The organism is Flavobacterium chungangensis (genome assembly GCF_042654045.1).
Classification (GTDB): Bacteria; Bacteroidota; Bacteroidia; order Flavobacteriales; family Flavobacteriaceae; genus Flavobacterium; species Flavobacterium chungangensis.
This window is the reverse complement of the sequence record NZ_JBHSFY010000008.1, coordinates 86,301-104,937: the sequence shown is the minus strand read 5'-3', so window position 1 is coordinate 104,937 and position 18,637 is coordinate 86,301. Positions and strand designations below refer to the sequence as shown.

General features: G+C 29.7%; 19 protein-coding genes. All 19 read left to right on the top strand.

Annotated elements, in window-relative coordinates; all coding sequences use genetic code 11:
* The first annotated feature begins 4 nt into the window (after positions 1-4).
* The 19 genes from ACFO3N_RS14260 to ACFO3N_RS14170 all read left to right on the top strand — a co-directional run bounded on the left by ACFO3N_RS14260 (position 5) and on the right by ACFO3N_RS14170 (position 18,543).
* Positions 5-955: an NAD-dependent epimerase/dehydratase family protein gene (locus ACFO3N_RS14260; protein WP_379798735.1), complete on the top strand. Its 951-nt coding sequence runs from the start codon at positions 5-7 to the stop codon at positions 953-955.
* A gap of 1 nt (position 956) precedes the next feature.
* Entirely contained in the window at positions 957-2,111 is a 1,155-nt protein-coding gene (locus ACFO3N_RS14255; RefSeq protein WP_379798733.1) for a glycosyltransferase, read from the top strand.
* Between the two features lie 14 nt (positions 2,112-2,125).
* The gene (locus ACFO3N_RS14250; protein ID WP_379798731.1) at positions 2,126-3,025 is read left to right on the top strand and encodes an NAD-dependent epimerase/dehydratase family protein; all 900 of its coding nucleotides are present in this window, start codon (positions 2,126-2,128) and stop codon (positions 3,023-3,025) included.
* Positions 3,026-3,997 (top strand): MraY family glycosyltransferase, encoded by a 972-nt coding sequence (locus tag ACFO3N_RS14245; RefSeq protein ID WP_379798729.1) that lies wholly within the window; start codon positions 3,026-3,028, stop codon positions 3,995-3,997.
* Complete coding sequence (locus tag ACFO3N_RS14240) at positions 3,987-4,415, top strand: hypothetical protein (protein ID WP_379798727.1); 429 nt, start codon at positions 3,987-3,989, stop codon at positions 4,413-4,415. The genes ACFO3N_RS14245 and ACFO3N_RS14240 overlap by 11 nt, the downstream gene beginning before the upstream one ends.
* On the top strand, positions 4,405-5,532 hold the full coding sequence (locus ACFO3N_RS14235; protein ID WP_379798928.1) for a DegT/DnrJ/EryC1/StrS family aminotransferase: 1,128 nt from the start codon (positions 4,405-4,407) through the stop codon (positions 5,530-5,532). The genes ACFO3N_RS14240 and ACFO3N_RS14235 overlap by 11 nt, the downstream gene beginning before the upstream one ends.
* 14 nt (positions 5,533-5,546) lie before the next feature.
* Positions 5,547-6,095: a dTDP-4-dehydrorhamnose 3,5-epimerase gene (rfbC, locus tag ACFO3N_RS14230; protein WP_379798725.1), complete on the top strand. Its 549-nt coding sequence runs from the start codon at positions 5,547-5,549 to the stop codon at positions 6,093-6,095.
* On the top strand, positions 6,095-6,940 hold the full coding sequence (rfbD, locus tag ACFO3N_RS14225) for a dTDP-4-dehydrorhamnose reductase (protein ID WP_379798723.1): 846 nt from the start codon (positions 6,095-6,097) through the stop codon (positions 6,938-6,940). The genes rfbC and rfbD overlap by 1 nt, the downstream gene beginning before the upstream one ends.
* 78 nt (positions 6,941-7,018) lie before the next feature.
* Positions 7,019-7,903, top strand: coding sequence for a glucose-1-phosphate thymidylyltransferase RfbA (rfbA, locus tag ACFO3N_RS14220; protein ID WP_379798721.1), 885 nt, complete (start codon positions 7,019-7,021; stop codon positions 7,901-7,903).
* Positions 7,904-7,987: 84 nt separating this feature from the next.
* Positions 7,988-9,955 (top strand): polysaccharide biosynthesis protein, encoded by a 1,968-nt coding sequence (locus ACFO3N_RS14215; RefSeq protein ID WP_379798719.1) that lies wholly within the window; start codon positions 7,988-7,990, stop codon positions 9,953-9,955.
* Positions 9,956-10,085: 130 nt separating this feature from the next.
* Positions 10,086-10,949: an ABC transporter permease gene (locus ACFO3N_RS14210; protein ID WP_379798717.1), complete on the top strand. Its 864-nt coding sequence runs from the start codon at positions 10,086-10,088 to the stop codon at positions 10,947-10,949.
* Positions 10,950-12,215 (top strand): ABC transporter ATP-binding protein, encoded by a 1,266-nt coding sequence (locus tag ACFO3N_RS14205; protein ID WP_379798715.1) that lies wholly within the window; start codon positions 10,950-10,952, stop codon positions 12,213-12,215.
* A 2-nt stretch (positions 12,216-12,217) separates the two neighbouring features.
* Positions 12,218-12,985 (top strand): TylF/MycF/NovP-related O-methyltransferase, encoded by a 768-nt coding sequence (locus tag ACFO3N_RS14200; RefSeq protein WP_172426948.1) that lies wholly within the window; start codon positions 12,218-12,220, stop codon positions 12,983-12,985.
* Entirely contained in the window at positions 12,982-13,689 is a 708-nt protein-coding gene (locus ACFO3N_RS14195) for a class I SAM-dependent methyltransferase (protein ID WP_379798713.1), read from the top strand. Before ACFO3N_RS14200 ends, ACFO3N_RS14195 begins: the two co-directional genes overlap by 4 nt.
* Positions 13,670-14,788, top strand: coding sequence for a glycosyltransferase (locus ACFO3N_RS14190; RefSeq protein WP_379798711.1), 1,119 nt, complete (start codon positions 13,670-13,672; stop codon positions 14,786-14,788). The genes ACFO3N_RS14195 and ACFO3N_RS14190 overlap by 20 nt, the downstream gene beginning before the upstream one ends.
* Positions 14,789-14,807: 19 nt before the next feature.
* Positions 14,808-15,650 carry a glycosyltransferase family 2 protein gene (locus ACFO3N_RS14185; protein WP_379798709.1) on the top strand — a complete coding sequence of 281 codons (843 nt, stop codon included), beginning with the start codon at positions 14,808-14,810 and terminating at the stop codon, positions 15,648-15,650.
* Positions 15,651-15,751: 101 nt separating this feature from the next.
* Complete coding sequence (locus ACFO3N_RS14180) at positions 15,752-16,642, top strand: glycosyltransferase (protein ID WP_379798707.1); 891 nt, start codon at positions 15,752-15,754, stop codon at positions 16,640-16,642.
* Positions 16,639-17,559, top strand: coding sequence for a glycosyltransferase family 2 protein (locus ACFO3N_RS14175; protein ID WP_379798705.1), 921 nt, complete (start codon positions 16,639-16,641; stop codon positions 17,557-17,559). Before ACFO3N_RS14180 ends, ACFO3N_RS14175 begins: the two co-directional genes overlap by 4 nt.
* Positions 17,560-18,543 carry a glycosyltransferase family 2 protein gene (locus ACFO3N_RS14170; protein ID WP_379798703.1) on the top strand — a complete coding sequence of 328 codons (984 nt, stop codon included), beginning with the start codon at positions 17,560-17,562 and terminating at the stop codon, positions 18,541-18,543. It abuts the gene before it with no gap.
* Positions 18,544-18,637 lie beyond the last annotated feature (94 nt).

Below are 18,637 nucleotides of genomic sequence, written 5' to 3'. Positions count from 1 at the left end.
TATTATGAAGGTTGCAATCACAGGTGCTACAGGTTTTATTGGTAAATTATTAATTAAGAAACATCTTGATTCAGGAAATGAAGTTCGTATATTATCAAGAAAGGAAAATCTTGAAATAGAAGATCTTGATAAAATTCAAGTTTTTAAAGGTGATTTAAACGATAGAGAAACATTGTTAAGTTTTGTTGATAACGTAGATGTTCTTTACCATTGTGCAGCAGAAATTAAAGATGAGTCTTTGATGTCTGTAACCAATGTTGAAGGAACAAAAAATTTAATAGATGTTTCTAAACATAAAATTAAACACTGGATCCAACTTAGTAGCACAGGAGTATATGGTCCAGTTCGTACTGGAACGATAAAAGAAGATCAGGTATATAATCCTATAAATGAATATGAAAGAACCAAACTAATCTCAGATGAATTAGTTTTAGAAGCAGGAAAAAAAGAATTTTTTGCCTATACTTTAGTAAGACCATCTAATGTTTTTGGTTATCAGATGAGCAATCAATCAATATTTCAATTAGTAAAAAGTATTGAGAAAGGACTCTATTTTTTTGTTGGTTCAAAAGGATCATCTGCCAATTATGTTCCGGTAGAAAATGTGATAGAAGTTTTATACCTAACGGCAATCAATCCTGCAAGTAAGAATCAAATTTATATTATTTCTAGTTGGACAACAATTGAAAATTTTATAGATACTATAGCAAAAGCATTAAACAAAAAAACACCAAAATTAAGAATACCAATTGGGCTTGTTAAGTTTTTAGCCAGACTAACTTCATTCATACCCAAAAATCCATTAACAGTTGCTCGTGTTGACGCACTTAGTAATAGAGCAATTTATGATACTGGAAAAGTTGAAAAAGAACTTAATTACAAACCTGTGGCAACTGTTGAAGAAACAATTGAAAAGTTAGTCCGTTTTGTAAAAAATAATAAAAAACATTTATAATATGGAGAGTAATTTTAATCGAAAGATTAAATTATTAAGGGTTGTAACACAAGCAGAAGTAGTACCTTGGCATTTAAATAATTTTATCGAGAGATCAAAAAATGATTATGAATTGTTTATTGTGGGCAACGAAGTCAGCAGATTTAAAGATCAATACCCATATGTCAATTTTATAGATAACGAAATTGTTAGAAAAACTTCTGTTTTTTATGATATAAAAGCATTAATAAAACTAATATTTATTTGTTTTAGAGTCAGACCTGAAATTATTCACTCTATAATGCCCAAAGCTGGATTGTTGGCTCCTGTAGCTGGATTGTTTTCATTTGTTCCAATTCGTATTCATACTTTTACGGGACAAGTGTGGGCAACAAAGGAGGGGTTTTCTAGAAAGTTTTATAAATTCATCGATAAATTAATTTTTAAGACGGCAACTTCTTGTCTTACAGATAGTGCATCTCAATCCAATTTCTTAGCAGATAATGGTTTTTTAGTAAAAGGAAGGCCTATAGAATATTTAGGTAAAGGATCTTTGTCAGGAGTAAATCTAGATGTATTTGATATTGATCTTGTTAAAAAAAGAAATGTATTGCGATCTGAACTTGGAATCGATGAAAATGATTTTGTGTATGTATTTTTAGCTAGAAAATCTATTGTAAAAGGAATTAAAGAATTAATAGAAAGTTTTGCAAAAGTTTCTCATTTACCTAACGTAAAACTACTTTTCATAGGTCCAGATGAATCAGATGGTTTCTTGGATATATTATTGGCAGAAAATCAAGGGATAAGCGATAAAATTATCAATTTAGATATTGTGAAAAACCATGAAAAATATCTTGCTGTTAGTGATATTTTATGCTTGCCAAGTAGCAGTGAGGGATTTGGAACAATTGTTATCGAGGCAGCTGCATTAGAAGTACCTTCAATAGGATTCGATATTGTTGGTTTATCAGATTCAATAGAAAATGGATATTCAGGAATTCTAGTTCCATTAAAAGATACAGATAAATTTTCTGAAGCTATGATTAAGCTTTACGAAGACAAAGAATATCTTCAGAAACTAAAAAGTTATGCGCGAGAAAGAGTGATAAAATATTTCTCGGCAGATGTGATATACTCTTTACAAAATCAATTTTATAAATCTTTATTGAAATAATTTAACTCACTATAATGAAAGTTATAATTACAGGAATTTCGGGTTTTGTAGGGCAGAACCTTTCTAGTTATTTATCTGAAAAAAAGTTTAATATAAATGCTGTTTCTTTAAGAAATTCGACTTGGAAAGAAGGTTTAGATGGTGATGCAATTATACATTTAGCAGGCAAGGCTCATGATACTAAAAAAACAAGTGATGCTTCTGAATATTTTAAGATAAATACAGATTTAACTAAAGAACTCTTTGATGCTTTTTTACAAAGTAATATTAAAGATTTTATTTATTTCAGCAGTGTAAAAGCTGTTGCAGATGAGGTTCCCAATGTTTTAAATGAAGAGGTTACAGGAAATCCTAAAACACCATATGGGATATCTAAATTGCAAGCAGAAGAGTATATTTTGTCTAAAAGCTTAACCGATGGTAAAAGAGTTTTTATAATACGACCATGTATGATTCATGGTCCAGGAAACAAAGGAAATTTAAATTTACTTTATAATGTAGTAAAAAAAGGAATTCCATATCCTTTAGCCGCTTTTGAGAATAAGAGATCATTTTTAACGATAGACAACTTAAATTATTTGATCAAGGAAATTTTAGATAATAAAAATATTCCTTCTGGGGTTTACAATTTTGCAGATGACGAAGCATTGTCTACAAATGATTTAGTAAAAATTATTTCTTCAACTTTAAAAAGAAAGAATAGGTTGATTTCTATTCCAAAACCAATTATAAATGGAATTGCTAAAATAGGAGATATAATTAATTTTCCATTAAATTCAGAAAGTATTCAAAAATTGACGGAGAACTATGTGGTTTCCAATGAAAAAATTAAATCAGTTATTGGAATTAATAAACTACCAGTTTCGGTTGAAGAAGGATTAAAAAAAACAATAAAAAGTTTTATTATTAAATAGATGGAATATACAATACTAGGATTTTTATTAATGATTTTATTGTTGCTTTATTTTAGAGTAGCAGATAGATTTAATATAATAGATAAACCCAATCAAAGAAGTTCGCATACTGAAATAACTTTAAGAGGAGGAGGAATTATTTTTTGGTTTTCAGCTTTAATATATTTTTTGCAGCACAGCCAAACTAATCTTTTTTTCTTTGCAGGTATAACTATGGTAAGTTTGGTGAGTTTTTGGGATGATATTCAAAGCTTATCGAATAAGATTCGAATTTCAATTCATTTTCTTTCAATAACTCTAATTTTTTACAATCTAAATTTGTTTAACCTAATCCCAATCTGGGGTTCAATAGCTGCTTATGTTTTAGCTATTGGTTTAATTAATGCCTATAATTTTATGGATGGAATCAATGGCATAACAGGGCTTTACACTTTAGCTGTAATGGGATCATTATTATATGTAAATATAAATGTGCAAGTTTTTATAGATGGTAGTTTTATAAAATATGCTATGATTGCGAGTTCAGTTTTTCTTTTTTTTAACTATAGAAAAAAAGCAAAATGTTTTGCTGGTGATGTAGGGAGTATTGCAATTGCATTTTGGATAATTTACTTAGTTTTAAAATTGGTTCTTATTACCGACTCCTTAATTTGGTTGCTTTTTTTAGCAATATATGGAGTCGATGCTGTTTGTACCATTCTACATAGACTTTATCTAAAACAGAATATTTTTGAAGCCCATCGATTACATTTTTATCAAGTTTTAAGTAATGAATATAAAATACAGCATAGAATAGTGTCCCTTTTCTATGCTTTAGGTCAGATTGGAATTTCTTTTATAGTTATTTCACTATATCAAAAAGTTAATGATACAATTATATTTTTAATTATAATTTTGCCTTTGATTAGTCTTTACTCTGTAAAGTTCTATTTGTTAGGTAGGAATAATTTGCGATTAAATCATGGAGCATAAAATAATTCAAGGGGGAATATTTACAGATTATCGCGGTAGTATTTCATACGTAAACGATTTTAGTTTTACTAAAGTTGAAAGGTTTTATATAATAAGCAATTCTTTGCAACATCCTATTCGGGCTTGGCAAGGACACAAATTAGATGCTAAAAATTTTTACTGTCTTTCAGGGGCTTTCAAAATTCACATGGTGAAAATCGATAATTGGGAGAAACCTTCAAAAGATTTACTGGTTGAAACGATCACTGTTTCAGAATCAGATAGTAAAATTATTCATGTACCAGCAGGTTATGCAAATGCAATAGAATCTTTGGAAGAAAACTCAAAATTAATTTCATTTTCTACACTTCAATTGAAAGATTTAAGTGATGATGATGTTAGATATCCGTCGGATTATTGGCCAATTAATGGAAGATAATAGAATATATTTGTCATTATCCCAAGAAAGTGGTTTTGAAGCAGAATATATTCAAAATTCTTTAAAAACGAATTGGATTACTTCAGGAGGTCCAAATGTAAATGAATTTGAAAATGTACTTCAAGATTATTTTGATAAAAAAACATATGTTACAGCACTAAATTCTGGAACATCAGCCATACATCTTGCATTGATTGTATTAGGTGTTGAGGAAGATGATGAAGTTATTTGTCAAAGTCTGACTTTTGCAGCATCAGCAAACCCGATTTTGTATCAAAAAGCAACACCAGTTTTTATAGATAGTGAAGAAGAAACTTGGAATATTTGTCCAGAGAGTCTAGAAATAGCCATAAAAGATAGAATACGAAAAGGTAAAAAGCCCAAAGCAATAATTGCAGTTCATTTATATGGAATGCCTTATAAAGTAAATGAAATTCATGCAATTGCGGATAATTATGGGATACCAATTATTGAAGACAGTGCTGAAGCTCTTGGGAGTAAATATAAAGGAGAGAAATGCGGTAGTTTGGGCTCCATTGGCATATTATCCTTTAACGGAAATAAAATTATTACGACTTCAAGTGGAGGCGCATTGGTGAGTAATTATAAAGAAGTAAAAGACAAAGCCATTTTCTATGCCACTCACTCAAAAGACAAAGCAATTCACTATCAGCATAGCAAAGTAGGATATAATTATAGAATGAGTAATATTTGCGGAGGGATAGGTCTTGGACAAATGAAAATATTAGAAGAAAATATTACTTCTAGGAGAAGTAATCATTTCTTTTATAAGGACATATTTAAAGAAATAAAAAACGCAGAACTTTTTGATAATTTGAATGAAGATTTTTTTTCTAATTATTGGTTAAATGCTATATTGCTGGAAACAAAAGAATTCAGAGAAAAGTTAAGAGTCGCTTTTGATAATGCTAATATAGAGAGCCGTCCATTATGGAAGCCAATGCATCTACAGCCACTTTTTGAAAAATATCCATATTACGGAAATACAGTTAGTGAAAAATTATTTGAAAAAGGATTATGTTTGCCGTCAGGGTCAAATTTAAGTAAAAAAGATAAAAGCAGAATCAAAGAAGTTATCATTAATTTCTTTAAATGAATATAAAATAAAAAATGAAAATCAAAGAAACATTTATAAAAGACTTGATAATTGTTGAACCAACAGTATTTGGTGACGAAAGAGGGTATTTTTTTGAGTCCTATAGTAAAACTAAATTTGAAGATTTAGGAATTAATATTGAATTTGTTCAAGACAATCAATCATTTTCAAAAAAGGGAACTTTAAGAGGATTGCATTATCAAAATCCTCCCTTTGCACAAACTAAATTAGTGCGTGTTCTAGAAGGTGAAATTATTGATGTTGCGGTAGATTTGAGAAAAGATTCTCCAACTTTCGGAAAATCATTTAGCGTTTTATTGTCAGCAGAGAATAAAAAACAGTTGTTAGTCCCGCAAGGATTTGCACACGGATTTTCTGTTATAAGCGAAACTGCTTCGGTGATGTATAAATGTGATCAATTTTATAATAAAGCTTCAGAAGGAGGAATTAGATACGATGATCCATCTTTAAATATAGATTGGGGAATGAATTTAGATGAAGCCATAGTTTCAGAAAAAGATCAAATTCTCCCTTTTATTGAAAATTGTAATAGTTTATTTTGATGAAAAAAATTTTAGTAACTGGTTCAACAGGACAATTAGGATCTGAACTTTCAGTTTTAGCGCCTTCTTATCCTCAATATGAATGGGTATTTGCAGATAGAACTCAAATTACATTAGATAACTTGGAAATGCTTCAATCCCAATTAGAGACAATTTGTCCTGATATTATATTTAATTGTGGAGCTTATACAGCTGTTGATAGAGCTGAATCAGAAAAAGATTTAGCTTTTAGAGTGAACCACTTAGCAATAGAATTAATTGCAAGATTTACTGGAGAGAATAAAGCTAAATTGATTCATATTTCGACAGATTACGTATTCGATGGTTCTTCATCAATTGCTTTAGATGAGGAGGCTGAAACTAATCCTATAAATGTTTATGGAGAAAGTAAATTGGCCGGTGAAATTGCTTGTTTGAAAGAAAACCCAAAATCTCTTATAATTAGAACTTCTTGGGTCTATAGCAAGTTTGGGAATAATTTTGTCAAAACAATGCAGCGATTAATGCAGGAAAGAGATGAAATTAATGTCGTAAATGATCAAATAGGTTCTCCCACTTACGCTGCTGATTTGGCTAAAGCAATGATTGATATTATCGAATCCTCAAAGTGGATCCCAGGAATTTACAATTATTCGAATGAAGGTGAAATAAGCTGGCATGAATTTGCTTTAGGCATTAATGAGCTTGGAGGCTATAACTGTAAAATTAGTGGAATTCCTTCATCAGATTATCCAACCCCTGCTAAAAGACCAAGTTACTCACTGTTAAATAAGAAAAAGATAAAAACGGTTTATAATTTAGAAGTTCCAAATTATAAAGACAGTTTAAGAAAAATGTTTGCTTAAATTAAAAATGATTTGAAGATTTATAACACAGGATTTCAAAAAGAAATCTAAAATCTAAAATCCAAAATCTAAAATATTATGAAAGGAATTATATTAGCTGGAGGTTCTGGCACAAGATTGCATCCATTGACATTAGCTGTAAGTAAACAGTTAATGCCAGTTTATGATAAACCGATGATTTATTATCCGTTATCAACATTAATGATGGCAGGAATAAATGAAATTTTAATCATATCCACTCCTCACGATTTACCACATTTTAAAAAACTTTTAGGAGACGGGAGTACAATTGGTTGTAAGTTTAGTTATGCAGAACAACCAAATCCAAATGGATTGGCTCAAGCTTTTGTAATCGGAGCTGAATTTATAGGTAATGACAAAGTAGCTTTAGTTTTAGGAGATAATATTTTCTTCGGCACCAATATGCAACAACTTTTAAAAGACAATGCTGATCCTGAAGGAGGAGTTGTTTTTGCTTACCATGTTTCGGATCCTGAAAGATATGGAGTAGTTGAATTTGATGAAAATAAAAATGCTATTTCTATTGAAGAGAAGCCTTTGGAACCAAAATCTAACTATGCTGTTCCAGGTTTATATTTTTATGATAATTCAGTTGTGGAGATTGCTAAAAATATTGAACCAAGTGCCCGTGGTGAATATGAAATTACAGATGTAAATAAAGTGTATCTTGAAAAAGGTAAATTAAAAGTAGGTATCTTAAGTAGAGGAACAGCTTGGTTAGATACAGGAACTTTTAATAGTTTAATGCAAGCAGGACAATTTGTGCAAGTTCTAGAAGAAAGGCAAGGATTAAAGGTAGGCTGCATTGAAGAAATTGCATGGAGGCAAGGTTTTATTGATGATGCAAGACTGGAAGAGTTAGCCCAGCCATTACTTAAATCTGGTTATGGAACTTATCTTTTGGAATTTTTAAAGCAAAAGAAAAAAGGTGTTAAAATTTAATTTGCACCACTAAGTAATTATTTAAAACCTTTAATTTGTATTTTTGTATAAAGTTCAAATTTTACTGACTTAAAAAATGCTAAATTGAATACAGAAAAACCAAATAATATAGCCTCTTTTCTATATAGATCCTTTTCGCCAAGAAACCTTAGAGCAAATATCAATAATTTGAGTTATTTGCCCAGATGGATTATTGTTGCTATCGATGTAATGGTTTTGTTTTTTTCATTTTCCTTTACTTATTTGCTTTTTGATGGAACTGCAATCGGGTACATTATAACTTCTCATGATTTTTATTTTGTAGCCGGATTAATAACAGTTAATATATTTTTCTTTTGGCTCTTTAGAACCTATTCAGGAATTATTAGGCACTCGTCATATATTGATGCAATAAAACTGCTTTTCTCTCAAATGTCAGTTTTGGTTTTCTTTCTATTTATAAATCTAATATTTGAATTATATACTGGGCATAAAGCATTTTTAAATACAGCTCTTTTTATCAATTTAGTTTTATCGTTTTGCGGTTTGTTTTTGTATCGTGTTATTGTAAAACAAACATTTGAGATGTACTTTTCTGAAAAAGCGACAACCAAGCTTGTTAGAACAGTTATTTATGGAACAGATGCAAATGCAATTTCGGTTGCGAACGCCTTAAAGTTTGAAACGCCATCACGATTTAAAATTGTTGGATTTGTCGATAAGAATAATCAGAACGCATCTAAGCGAATGCTGGATCTACCAATCTTAATTTTAAGAAAAAAACTTCCAGCGTTAATGAGATCCGTTGCTGCTGAAGGTGTGATTATTGCTGATAAAAGCTTGACTAAAGATGAACAACTTATTATTGTTGACCAGTGTTTAGAATTTAATTACAGAGTATATACTGTACCATTAATTTCAGATTGGGAAAATCAAAAAGAAATTTCTCAGAAAGTAAAAAACATACAGATTGAAGATTTATTAGAAAGAAAACCGATAGTCTTAGATAGTAAATCAATTTCGAAACAATTAAAAGATAAAACAATCTTAATAACAGGTGCGGCTGGTTCAATTGGAAGCGAGATTGTTAGACAGGTTCTGAATTTTAATCCAAAAAATGTAATTGTTTTAGATCACGCAGAGACACCGTTACACAATTTATGTTTAGAAACTCAGGCAATGAATTCCAGCACGAAAATTGTTGCAGTAATTGCTGATGTAAGAAGCAAAAAAGCTTTGGAAAAAGTTTTTAAAAATTACCATCCTCATGTTGTTTTTCATGCGGCAGCTTACAAGCATGTGCCTTTGATGGAAGAAAATCCGTCTCAAGCAATTCAAACTAATATTAAAGGAACTAAAAACCTTGCCGATTTAGCTTGTAAATATCAGGTTAAGAAATTTGTAATGGTTTCTACAGATAAAGCTGTTAACCCAAGTAATGTAATGGGAGCTAGTAAACGTATTGCAGAAAAATATGTGCAGTCTTTATTCTTAAAAAACCAAAGAGAAAAGGTTGAAGGCGGTACAAAATTTATTACTACTCGTTTCGGAAATGTTTTAGGTTCAAATGGATCTGTTGTCCCCTTATTTACTAAACAAATAGCAGAAGGAGGACCAGTAACAATTACACATCAGGATATTATTCGTTATTTTATGACAATCCCTGAGGCATGTCAACTTGTATTAGAAGCTGGAGCTATGGGTAATGGTGGTGAAATCTATATTTTTGACATGGGTAAACCGGTTAGAATTATTGATTTGGCACGAAAAATGATTAAGTTGGCTGGTTTCATTCCTGATAAAGAAATTAAAATTAAGATTGTTGGTTTAAGGCCTGGAGAAAAACTTTACGAAGAATTATTAAATGATACTTCTAAGACTCTTCCAACACATCATAATAAGATTATGATAGCGCAAGAAATTCAAGATGAATACGAAAATCTTCATAATGAGGTTGATGAATTGATCGGAATTGCTGATTTTTACGAAAATGATGATATTGTTTCAAAAATGAAAAAGATAGTTCCAGAATTCAAAAGCATGAATTCAACTTTTGAAGTTTTAGACAAATAAGATCAAACGAAAATAAATTCAAATATAGTCAAGAGGTGTTTTTTAAACGCCTTTTGACATTTTTAAACAATTTTTAAAATGTTAAAAATCTTGTTAAATTTTTTTAATTTAGATTTTTAAGCCCCTTTAAATGGATTCTAAAAATACCAACGAATGGCTGTTTGAAATAACACCCAAGAATAAATTCTTCTCGCTTAATTTTAAAGAAATTTGGCAATACCGAGATTTACTAATGCTCTTTGTAAAAAGAGATATTATCACAGTTTATAAGCAAACTGTTTTAGGTCCTTTATGGTATTTAATACAGCCTTTATTTACTTCTATAACCTTTACCATCATATTCAATAATGTAGCAGGAATTAAGACAGGATCCATTCCGCCATTCTTATTTAATCTCGCCGGAATTATGGTTTGGAATTATTTTACTGCTTGCTTAAATGGGACTTCAGATACTTTTAAATCCAATGCAGGAATATTTGGAAAAGTATATTTCCCTAGAATTATTACTCCTTTATCCATAGTGACTTCGAACTTAATAAAATTCGGAATTCAATTTGGGATATTTATTTTCTTTTACATTTTCTTTTGTTTTCAAGGAACAGATTTAAGTCTAAATGGATCAATATTATTTTTCCCAATCTTAATTTTATTTATGGGGATTTTGGGGTTAGGTTTGGGGATGATGATTTCTTCAATGGTTACAAAATATAGAGATTTAAATAATTTAGTCGGTTTTGGAGTACAGCTACTAATGTATATATCTGCGGTAATGTATCCTATGGAATTAATAAAAGAAAAGCTTCCTAAATTTGGTTGGATTGTAGAATACAACCCATTGGCTTATGTTATAGAAACTTCTCGCTATATGCTTTTAAATATTGGAAGTATTTCAATTTTAGGTTTAGTATATACAATGATAGTTACAATTGTAGTTTTCTTCATTGGGTTATTAATTTTTAATAGAACAGAAAAAAGCTTTATAGATACTGTATAAATGAAAGACATCATATTAAAAGCTGAAAATATCTCTAAGCAATATCGTTTAGGGCAGGTTGGAACAGGAACTTTAAGCCATGATTTAAATCGATGGTGGCACAAAATTAGAGGAAAGGAAAATCCATATCTAAAAATTGGTGATACCAACGATCGTTCTACAAAAGGAACTTCAGATTATGTTTGGGCCTTACAGGATATAAATTTTGAGGTAGAAAGAGGTGAAGTTTTAGGAATTATTGGAAAGAACGGAGCAGGAAAATCTACCCTTTTAAAAATTCTTTCAAAGGTTACAGCGCCAACAACAGGTAGTATAAAATCTAAAGGACGTATTGCGTCTTTATTAGAAGTTGGAACAGGTTTTAATGGAGAGATGACAGGACGAGAAAATATATTTCTTAATGGAGCCATTTTAGGAATGACCAAAAAAGAAATTGCTTCAAAACTTGATGAAATTATTGAATTTTCTGGCTGTGAACGTTATATTGATACCCCAGTGAAAAGATATAGTTCTGGAATGACAGTTCGTTTGGCATTTGCAGTAGCTGCTTTTTTAGAACCTGAAGTTTTAGTAGTCGATGAGGTTTTAGCAGTGGGAGATGCTGAATTTCAAAAAAAGGCGATCGGAAAAATGCAAGAGATTTCGACTGAAGGGGGGAGGACAGTATTATTTGTAAGCCATGATATGAATGCTATTTCTACATTGACAAATAAAGTGATTGTTTTGAGAAACGGAGGTGTTTATTTTGAAGGAAACACAGATGAAGGAATAAAGAGATATTTAAATGACGGTTCAAGCGAATCTACTTATATAGCTAATGCAGATGAGCATATCCCAAAAATTACTAAAATAGAGCTATTTACCAGTCTGCCAGGTAAAATTCATGAATTTGGTAAAGAGTTAAAAATTGAGTTTACAGTTAATTGCCCTATCCGTGTTGAGAATTTAGCATTATCATTTCAAGTAATTGATGAATTTCAAAATCCAATTTTGCATACATGGCAAATTGATTCTGAGTTTAAGATAAATAGAGAAAAAGGAATATATACTTTTAGTTGCACTTATGAAAAGCTAAGGCTTTATATGGGGGTCTTTTCTATCAGAGTGTATTTATCGGAATCTAAAACTAAGGAAAGATTTGATTTTATCGATTCAACTTGTAATTTTAAAGTTGAAATGATGAAAAATGTAAGAGGAGACTATAAATGGCAAGGAGGAACCTGTAAGTATATAGAAGATTCAAAATGGGAAGTAACAAAACAATAGCTATGAGTAGATTATATAGAATTAAAAAGAAAATTAGTAAATACTTGAATCATAATGTTAAAGAGAGCTCTACTCTAAAAACGGACTCTCGAACAAATGATTTTACAGATTTTGAAAATTCAGTAATTAGTCAGGTTAAAGATTATACGATGACATCAGCAGAGAGAATAGTTTCTTTAATACATGCTGTCGAATATATAGCTACAAATAATATCGAGGGAGATATAATTGAATGTGGAGTTTGGAAAGGAGGTAGTATAGGAACGTGTATGCTGACTTTGAATAAGCTAAACAAAAATAATACTAAAATCTGGCTGTTCGATACATTTGAAGGAATGAATGAACCAACAGATTTTGATTTGGACATAAATGGAGATCTAGCATCTGATCGAATGGAAATAGAAGATGAGGAAACGTCAAGATTATGGGCTAAAGCCGAATTAGATAATGTTAAAGAGAATATAAGTAAATATAATTATCCAAGTGAAAATGTTAATTTCATAAAAGGTATGGTTGAGGAAACTTTATTGTCTCATGAATTGCCAGAAAAAATTTCTTTGCTAAGATTGGACACAGATTGGTATGAGTCAACAAAAATAGAATTAGAAATTTTATATCCAAAACTTGTTTCAGGCGGTGTTTTAATTATTGACGACTATGGACATTGGGACGGCTGTCGAAGAGCTGTTGATGAATATTTTAATTCACTACCTTTTAAACCTTTTCTAGGCCGAATCGATTATACTGGAAGAATTATGATAAAACCATGAAGCTAAATAATTTCACGGATGTACCTTACTGTAAAGAAAATTTAGACAGATATTACATTAGAACGTCGATTCTAAATGCACTTAATGAAAATCTTAAAAGATTTAGTGGTGAAATACTAGATATAGGTTGTGGTAAAATGCCATACAAAGATTATATTCTTAAAAATAGTAATGCGACAAAATATACAGGTCTTGATATCGAAGATGCTTTGGTTTATGATTCGGAAGTAAAACCAGATTTTACTTGGAATGGAATCAATATGCCGTTTGAAAATAACTCTTTTGACTGTGCATTTGGAACAGAAGTCTTAGAACATTGTCCCGAGCCAGAAATAATCTTAAAAGAGCTTCATAGGGTTTTAAAAGAAGAAGCTATATTTTTCTTTACTGTTCCTTTTTTATGGAATCTCCACGAAGTGCCTCATGATGAGTATAGATATACGCCTTTTTCATTACAGCGACATCTTGAGAATTCAGGATTTAAAGATATTGAAATAAAAGCTTTGGGCGGATGGCATGCTTCATTGGCGCAAATGTTAGGACTGTGGGTAAGAAGAGCTCCTATGAGTGCTAAAAAAAGAAAAATACTTTCCTCGGTTTTAAAACCACTTATTCTTTTTTTAATAAAAAAAGATAAAAATTTCACAATAAATTTTAAAGAAGGACAAATGATAACAGGACTATATGGTATCGCAAAAAAATAGAATAGCGATGGTATCACCATCATTTAATACGTATTCTGAAACATTTATTCAAGTTCAGAAGACAGGAATGAATGCAGAAGTCTTTTACTATTACGGAGGAAGTCTTCCGCTATACTTAGAGAAATTTGGAAAACTGTTAAAAACAAAAGATTTATTATTCTATAAAATATTAGAAAAGATTAGGCCTACTAATTTTAAGCCAGAAGAATTAGCATTTATTAGATCTTTAAAGAAAAATAAAATACAATTAATTTTTGCACAGTATGGTCCGGTAGGAAATCGTTTGGCAAAGATTAGTAAGTATTTGGATATTCCTCTTATTACTCATTTTCATGGTTATGACGCATCCGTTTATTCTGCAATTGAAGAGTGTCACAATTATTCGGAGGCTTTTAATTACAGTACATTTGTTGTAGCAGTTTCTATCGCTATGAAGCAAAATCTATTAAGATTGGGCTGTCCAGATGAGAAACTAATTTATAGTACTTATGGACCAAATGAAAGTTTTATTAATTTGGTTCCTAAATTTACCGATGATACTTTTATAGCCATAGGGCGTTTTGTAGAGAAAAAAGCTCCATATTATACTATTTTGGCCTTTAGTAAGGTCTTGGATAAATTTCCAAATGCTAAGTTAGTTATTGGCGGAGATGGAAATTTATTTGAAGTTTGTAAAAACTTAGTTTATTACTTAAAACTTGAAAATAATGTTTTTTTACCAGGAGTACTTTCTAAAGAAGATTTTGTTGGTTATTTAGAAAATTCTCTTGCCTTTGTACAACATTCTATAACTGCTATAAATGGTGATCAGGAAGGAACTCCAGTTGCAATTTTAGAAGCCAGTGCTGCTGGATTGCCGATTATTGCTACTTTCCATGCAGGAATTCCTGATGTTATTATTAACGAAAAAACAGGATTGTTGATAAATGAGCATGATGTGGATGCAATGGCTCAAAAGATGATAATGTTGCTTCAGAATAAAGAGTATGCAATTCAGCTGGGAAAAAAGGGAAAGGAAAATATAAAATCTAATTTCTCGCAAGAAAGACATTTAAAAATTCTTAATGATTTAGTCGATAAAGCTATTGAGACAGCATAAAGTGTTTTATTGATCATTTATGAAAAAATTAGAAGATAATATAGTAATTAATGTACTTACCCGTACTTCAAATCGTCCTATTGGATTTCAAAAATTAAAATATTCTTTAAATAATCAGACTTATAATAGAATAAGGCATATTGTTTCTTATGATAATGATGTTGATTTAAATTATCTTAACCAATACGATGTTGAGAAAGTTAAGGTAAATAATGACTTAAGAGAAGAAAAAAATCATCCAGATGGTTTTACACCTGCATACTACAATTTATATTGTAATGAATTGCTGGATAAGGTGGCAGATGGATGGATAGTTTTTCTGGATGATGATGTAAATCTTTTCCATAATAAAATATTTGAAGAAATTATAAGGCATATTAAAAAGAATGATAATGATACTATGTTTTTTTGGCAAATTAGATTTCCAGATAAAGTTATTTTGCCAGATAATAGAAGAGTTAAGAAGGAGATAATTGAAATCTACAATATTGATACTGCATGTTTTTTGTTTCATTCAAAATATAAAAACAAGGTTAGGTGGGATGGATGGAAAGTCTCCGATTATAGATTTATAAATTCTTTGTCAAAGATCATTCCCAAACAAAAATGGATAAATCAAGTTTATGTCCAAATAAACAATCAAGGCGATTTAGGAAATAAAAACGATATTGAGAAAAATAGTATTAATAAGTTTGTTTTTTTTAAAACTTTTTTTTGGTATTTTATTCCAAAATATCATTATCAAATTTTTGGATTGTATTTTTTTAAATCAGATTTTTTAAAACAATTTGGTATCAAGTTTAAGCAAAGTGTACGATATAAAATAAAAATTTTAGTACGTTATCTAAAATTGAAGAATTGATACAAACAAATTAACTTCTAATTTCTGTGATTGTTCCAAAAAAAAATCTTGAGAGATAAATAAGTCACTAAAGCGCAAACTAATATCCTAAGAATAGTAAAATGAACAGCCTTCCTTTGGTTTCGATATGCATACCCACGTTTAATGGAGGAAAATATCTACAAGAAACATTAAATAGTATTCAAGAACAAACATATTCTAATATCGAAGTGATTGTTAGTGATGATAAATCAATGGATAAAACCCTAGATATTATTGAAAAATTTAAACCCCAAAGTAAATTCCCTGTTTTTCTCTATCATCACAAACCAAAAGGAATTGGTGCAAATTGGAATAATTGTATAAAAAAAGCCAATGGAGAATTTATCAAATTTTTATTTCAAGATGATGTAATGGAAGAGAATTGCATCGAAGAAATGATTTCAATATATGATGAGAATCCAGCGGTTGGCTTAATCGCAAGTAAACGATCTTTTATTATTGAACAAAATGCTGTTGGAGAAAACACTAATAACTGGATAAAAAAATATGAGGATTTACAAAGCGGACTAACCCAGAAAAAAAATAATGTACTGATATTGGATAAACTTGTTTTTAAAAGAAACGATTTTAGAAAACCACCATTTAATAAAATTGGAGAACCTAGTGCGGTTCTTTTTAGGAAAGATATTGTAAATAAAATTGGGTATTTTAGAACAGATTTAAGACAAATTCTGGATTATGAATTTTGGTATAGAATTTTAAAACAGCAACCAATTCTCATAATTAATAAGCCTCTAGTGAAATTTCGAATTCATCAGGATCAAACAACAAACGAGAATAACAAAAGGCATATAAATGATTATAATATCTATGACAAAATTTTATTTAAAGAATATCTAAATTTATTGGGTGAAGAAGATAAGTTAAGATTGAAACATAAATACTCTCTTGTTTCAAAAATAATCCGAAAATTGAAGTTTTTATTCAATGTCAAAATGAAAGTAAAATGAAAATCGTAGTTGTCATTGTAACTCATAATCCAAAAAAATGGTTGCACAAATGTTTAAGTAGCCTAAAGAATAGCACAATTGATTTAAGTACAATTGTGGTTGATAATAAATCTACAGATGGATCTCCTGCTATAATTAAAAATGATTTTCCTGAAGTAAAACTTATTGAAGAAAAAGAAAATAAAGGATTTGGGAATGGCAATAATATTGGCATAAAAAAAGCTTTCAATGAAGGGGCAGACTATGTTTTTTTGCTAAATCAAGATGCTTGGATCGAACAAGATACCATAGCAAATCTTATCATAGCACATCAGAAAGAGCCTCAGTATGGAATCGTCAGCCCAATGCATTTAAATGGCAAAGGAGATGCTTTAGATTATAAATTTTCGTTATATATACATCCTTCTAGCTGTAAGAATATGTATTCGGATATTTATTTAAATAAAATAAAAAACACTATTTACGAAGTAGACTTTATTAATGCGGCCGCTTGGTTGATTTCAAGAAATTGTATAGAAAAAGTGGGAGGGTTTAATCCTTCTTTTTTTCATTATGGAGAGGATGATAATTATATACAAAGGATAAAATTTCATTCTTTTAAGTTAGGAATATTGCCTACTTGCAATATTTTTCATGATAGAGAGACTATCTTGCATAAGAACATATATTTTGAAGATGAAATGGTATCATATAAAAGGCTTTCAGTTTTAAAATTTTCAAATCCGTATAATAATTGCAGTTTTCAAAATGAATATAAAAAAAACTATATGGCTCTTGCAAAAGCTATTGTTTTTTTGAAAATAGGAGATATGAAAAAGAATATTTTAAAAATTAAAATTTTAAATCAGTTGGATAAAGAAAATATCTTAAAAAACAATAATGAAAGTAAAAAAATAGCATCATCTTTTTTAAATTAAATGATTAATCCATTAGTTTCCATAATAATACCAACTTTCAACAGAGCACATTTGATCGGTGAAACACTTGGCAGTATTTTAACACAAACCTATCAGAACTGGGAATGTATCATCGTTGATGACGGATCAACTGATAACACTGTAGAGGTTGTTAATAAGTATATAGAAAAAGACAAACGTTTTAAGTTATACTATCGTCCATCTGACAGACAGCCTGGAGGGAATGCAGCACGAAACTACGGATTTGAAGTTAGTAACGGAGAATATGTTAAGTGGTTTGATAGTGATGATATTATGTATCCTGAGTTTTTACAGACTCAAGTTTCTATTTTAACAAATAATAAATTATTGGATTTCTGTACATGTCAATGGGAGTATTTTTATGAAGATGGAAAAATAGCTAAAATTTACATTAATTTAAATCCAGAAAGCCATCCATTATATGCTTATCTTCTTGATTGGCATGTTTTTGCGACACCATCTCCATTGTGGAACAGAACATTCTTAGCTAATAAGAACTTGTTTGATGTGAATTTGTTTCGAAGTCAAGAAGCTGATTTCCATTTTAGAATGCTATCTTTTTCCCCAAAATATGTTGCTCATGCAGATTTTTTATATAAAGTAAGGAGAGGGCATGAAAGTATTGAATCTACTTCAGCAGATTTAAAAAAACAATTATCTGTATTACATTATTTTGAAAATGCATTCAACATTGTTCATCAAAAAACATTTGAAGAAAAATCAATACTTCAAAAATATTTAATATTTAGGATTTTAGGACAAATATATATTGTAGTTTCTAGAGAGAAAAATTTAATAGCAAGATTAAAATATTATCACTTTCAAAAAACAATTTTTAAATACGGTCTGTATTTAGGAATTGGCTCATTTATTAGAATACAGTTAGGGTTTTCAATATTGTTGTTATTTAATAAAGGCTATTCTTTAATTATACTTAAAAAGTTTGATTTAAGAAAAAAGTAAAAAAACAGGAATACGCTTTTAATTCAAAATTCAAAATCCCTTGAAAAGATTAGAGAAAATATTTTAAAAGTAGTTTTTAAATTTTTATTTAAAA

Coding starts and splice junctions, on each gene's coding strand:
- ACFO3N_RS14260 (WP_379798735.1), top strand. CDS start 5: ATGAAGGTTGCAATCACAGGTGCTACAGGTTTTATTGGTAAATTATTA.
- ACFO3N_RS14255 (WP_379798733.1), top strand. CDS start 957: ATGGAGAGTAATTTTAATCGAAAGATTAAATTATTAAGGGTTGTAACA.
- ACFO3N_RS14250 (WP_379798731.1), top strand. CDS start 2,126: ATGAAAGTTATAATTACAGGAATTTCGGGTTTTGTAGGGCAGAACCTT.
- ACFO3N_RS14245 (WP_379798729.1), top strand. CDS start 3,026: ATGGAATATACAATACTAGGATTTTTATTAATGATTTTATTGTTGCTT.
- ACFO3N_RS14240 (WP_379798727.1), top strand. CDS start 3,987: ATGGAGCATAAAATAATTCAAGGGGGAATATTTACAGATTATCGCGGT.
- ACFO3N_RS14235 (WP_379798928.1), top strand. CDS start 4,405: ATGGAAGATAATAGAATATATTTGTCATTATCCCAAGAAAGTGGTTTT.
- rfbC (WP_379798725.1), top strand. CDS start 5,547: ATGAAAATCAAAGAAACATTTATAAAAGACTTGATAATTGTTGAACCA.
- rfbD (WP_379798723.1), top strand. CDS start 6,095: ATGAAAAAAATTTTAGTAACTGGTTCAACAGGACAATTAGGATCTGAA.
- rfbA (WP_379798721.1), top strand. CDS start 7,019: ATGAAAGGAATTATATTAGCTGGAGGTTCTGGCACAAGATTGCATCCA.
- ACFO3N_RS14210 (WP_379798717.1), top strand. CDS start 10,086: ATGGATTCTAAAAATACCAACGAATGGCTGTTTGAAATAACACCCAAG.
- ACFO3N_RS14205 (WP_379798715.1), top strand. CDS start 10,950: ATGAAAGACATCATATTAAAAGCTGAAAATATCTCTAAGCAATATCGT.
- ACFO3N_RS14200 (WP_172426948.1), top strand. CDS start 12,218: ATGAGTAGATTATATAGAATTAAAAAGAAAATTAGTAAATACTTGAAT.
- ACFO3N_RS14195 (WP_379798713.1), top strand. CDS start 12,982: ATGAAGCTAAATAATTTCACGGATGTACCTTACTGTAAAGAAAATTTA.
- ACFO3N_RS14190 (WP_379798711.1), top strand. CDS start 13,670: ATGGTATCGCAAAAAAATAGAATAGCGATGGTATCACCATCATTTAAT.
- ACFO3N_RS14185 (WP_379798709.1), top strand. CDS start 14,808: ATGAAAAAATTAGAAGATAATATAGTAATTAATGTACTTACCCGTACT.
- ACFO3N_RS14180 (WP_379798707.1), top strand. CDS start 15,752: ATGAACAGCCTTCCTTTGGTTTCGATATGCATACCCACGTTTAATGGA.
- ACFO3N_RS14175 (WP_379798705.1), top strand. CDS start 16,639: ATGAAAATCGTAGTTGTCATTGTAACTCATAATCCAAAAAAATGGTTG.
- ACFO3N_RS14170 (WP_379798703.1), top strand. CDS start 17,560: ATGATTAATCCATTAGTTTCCATAATAATACCAACTTTCAACAGAGCA.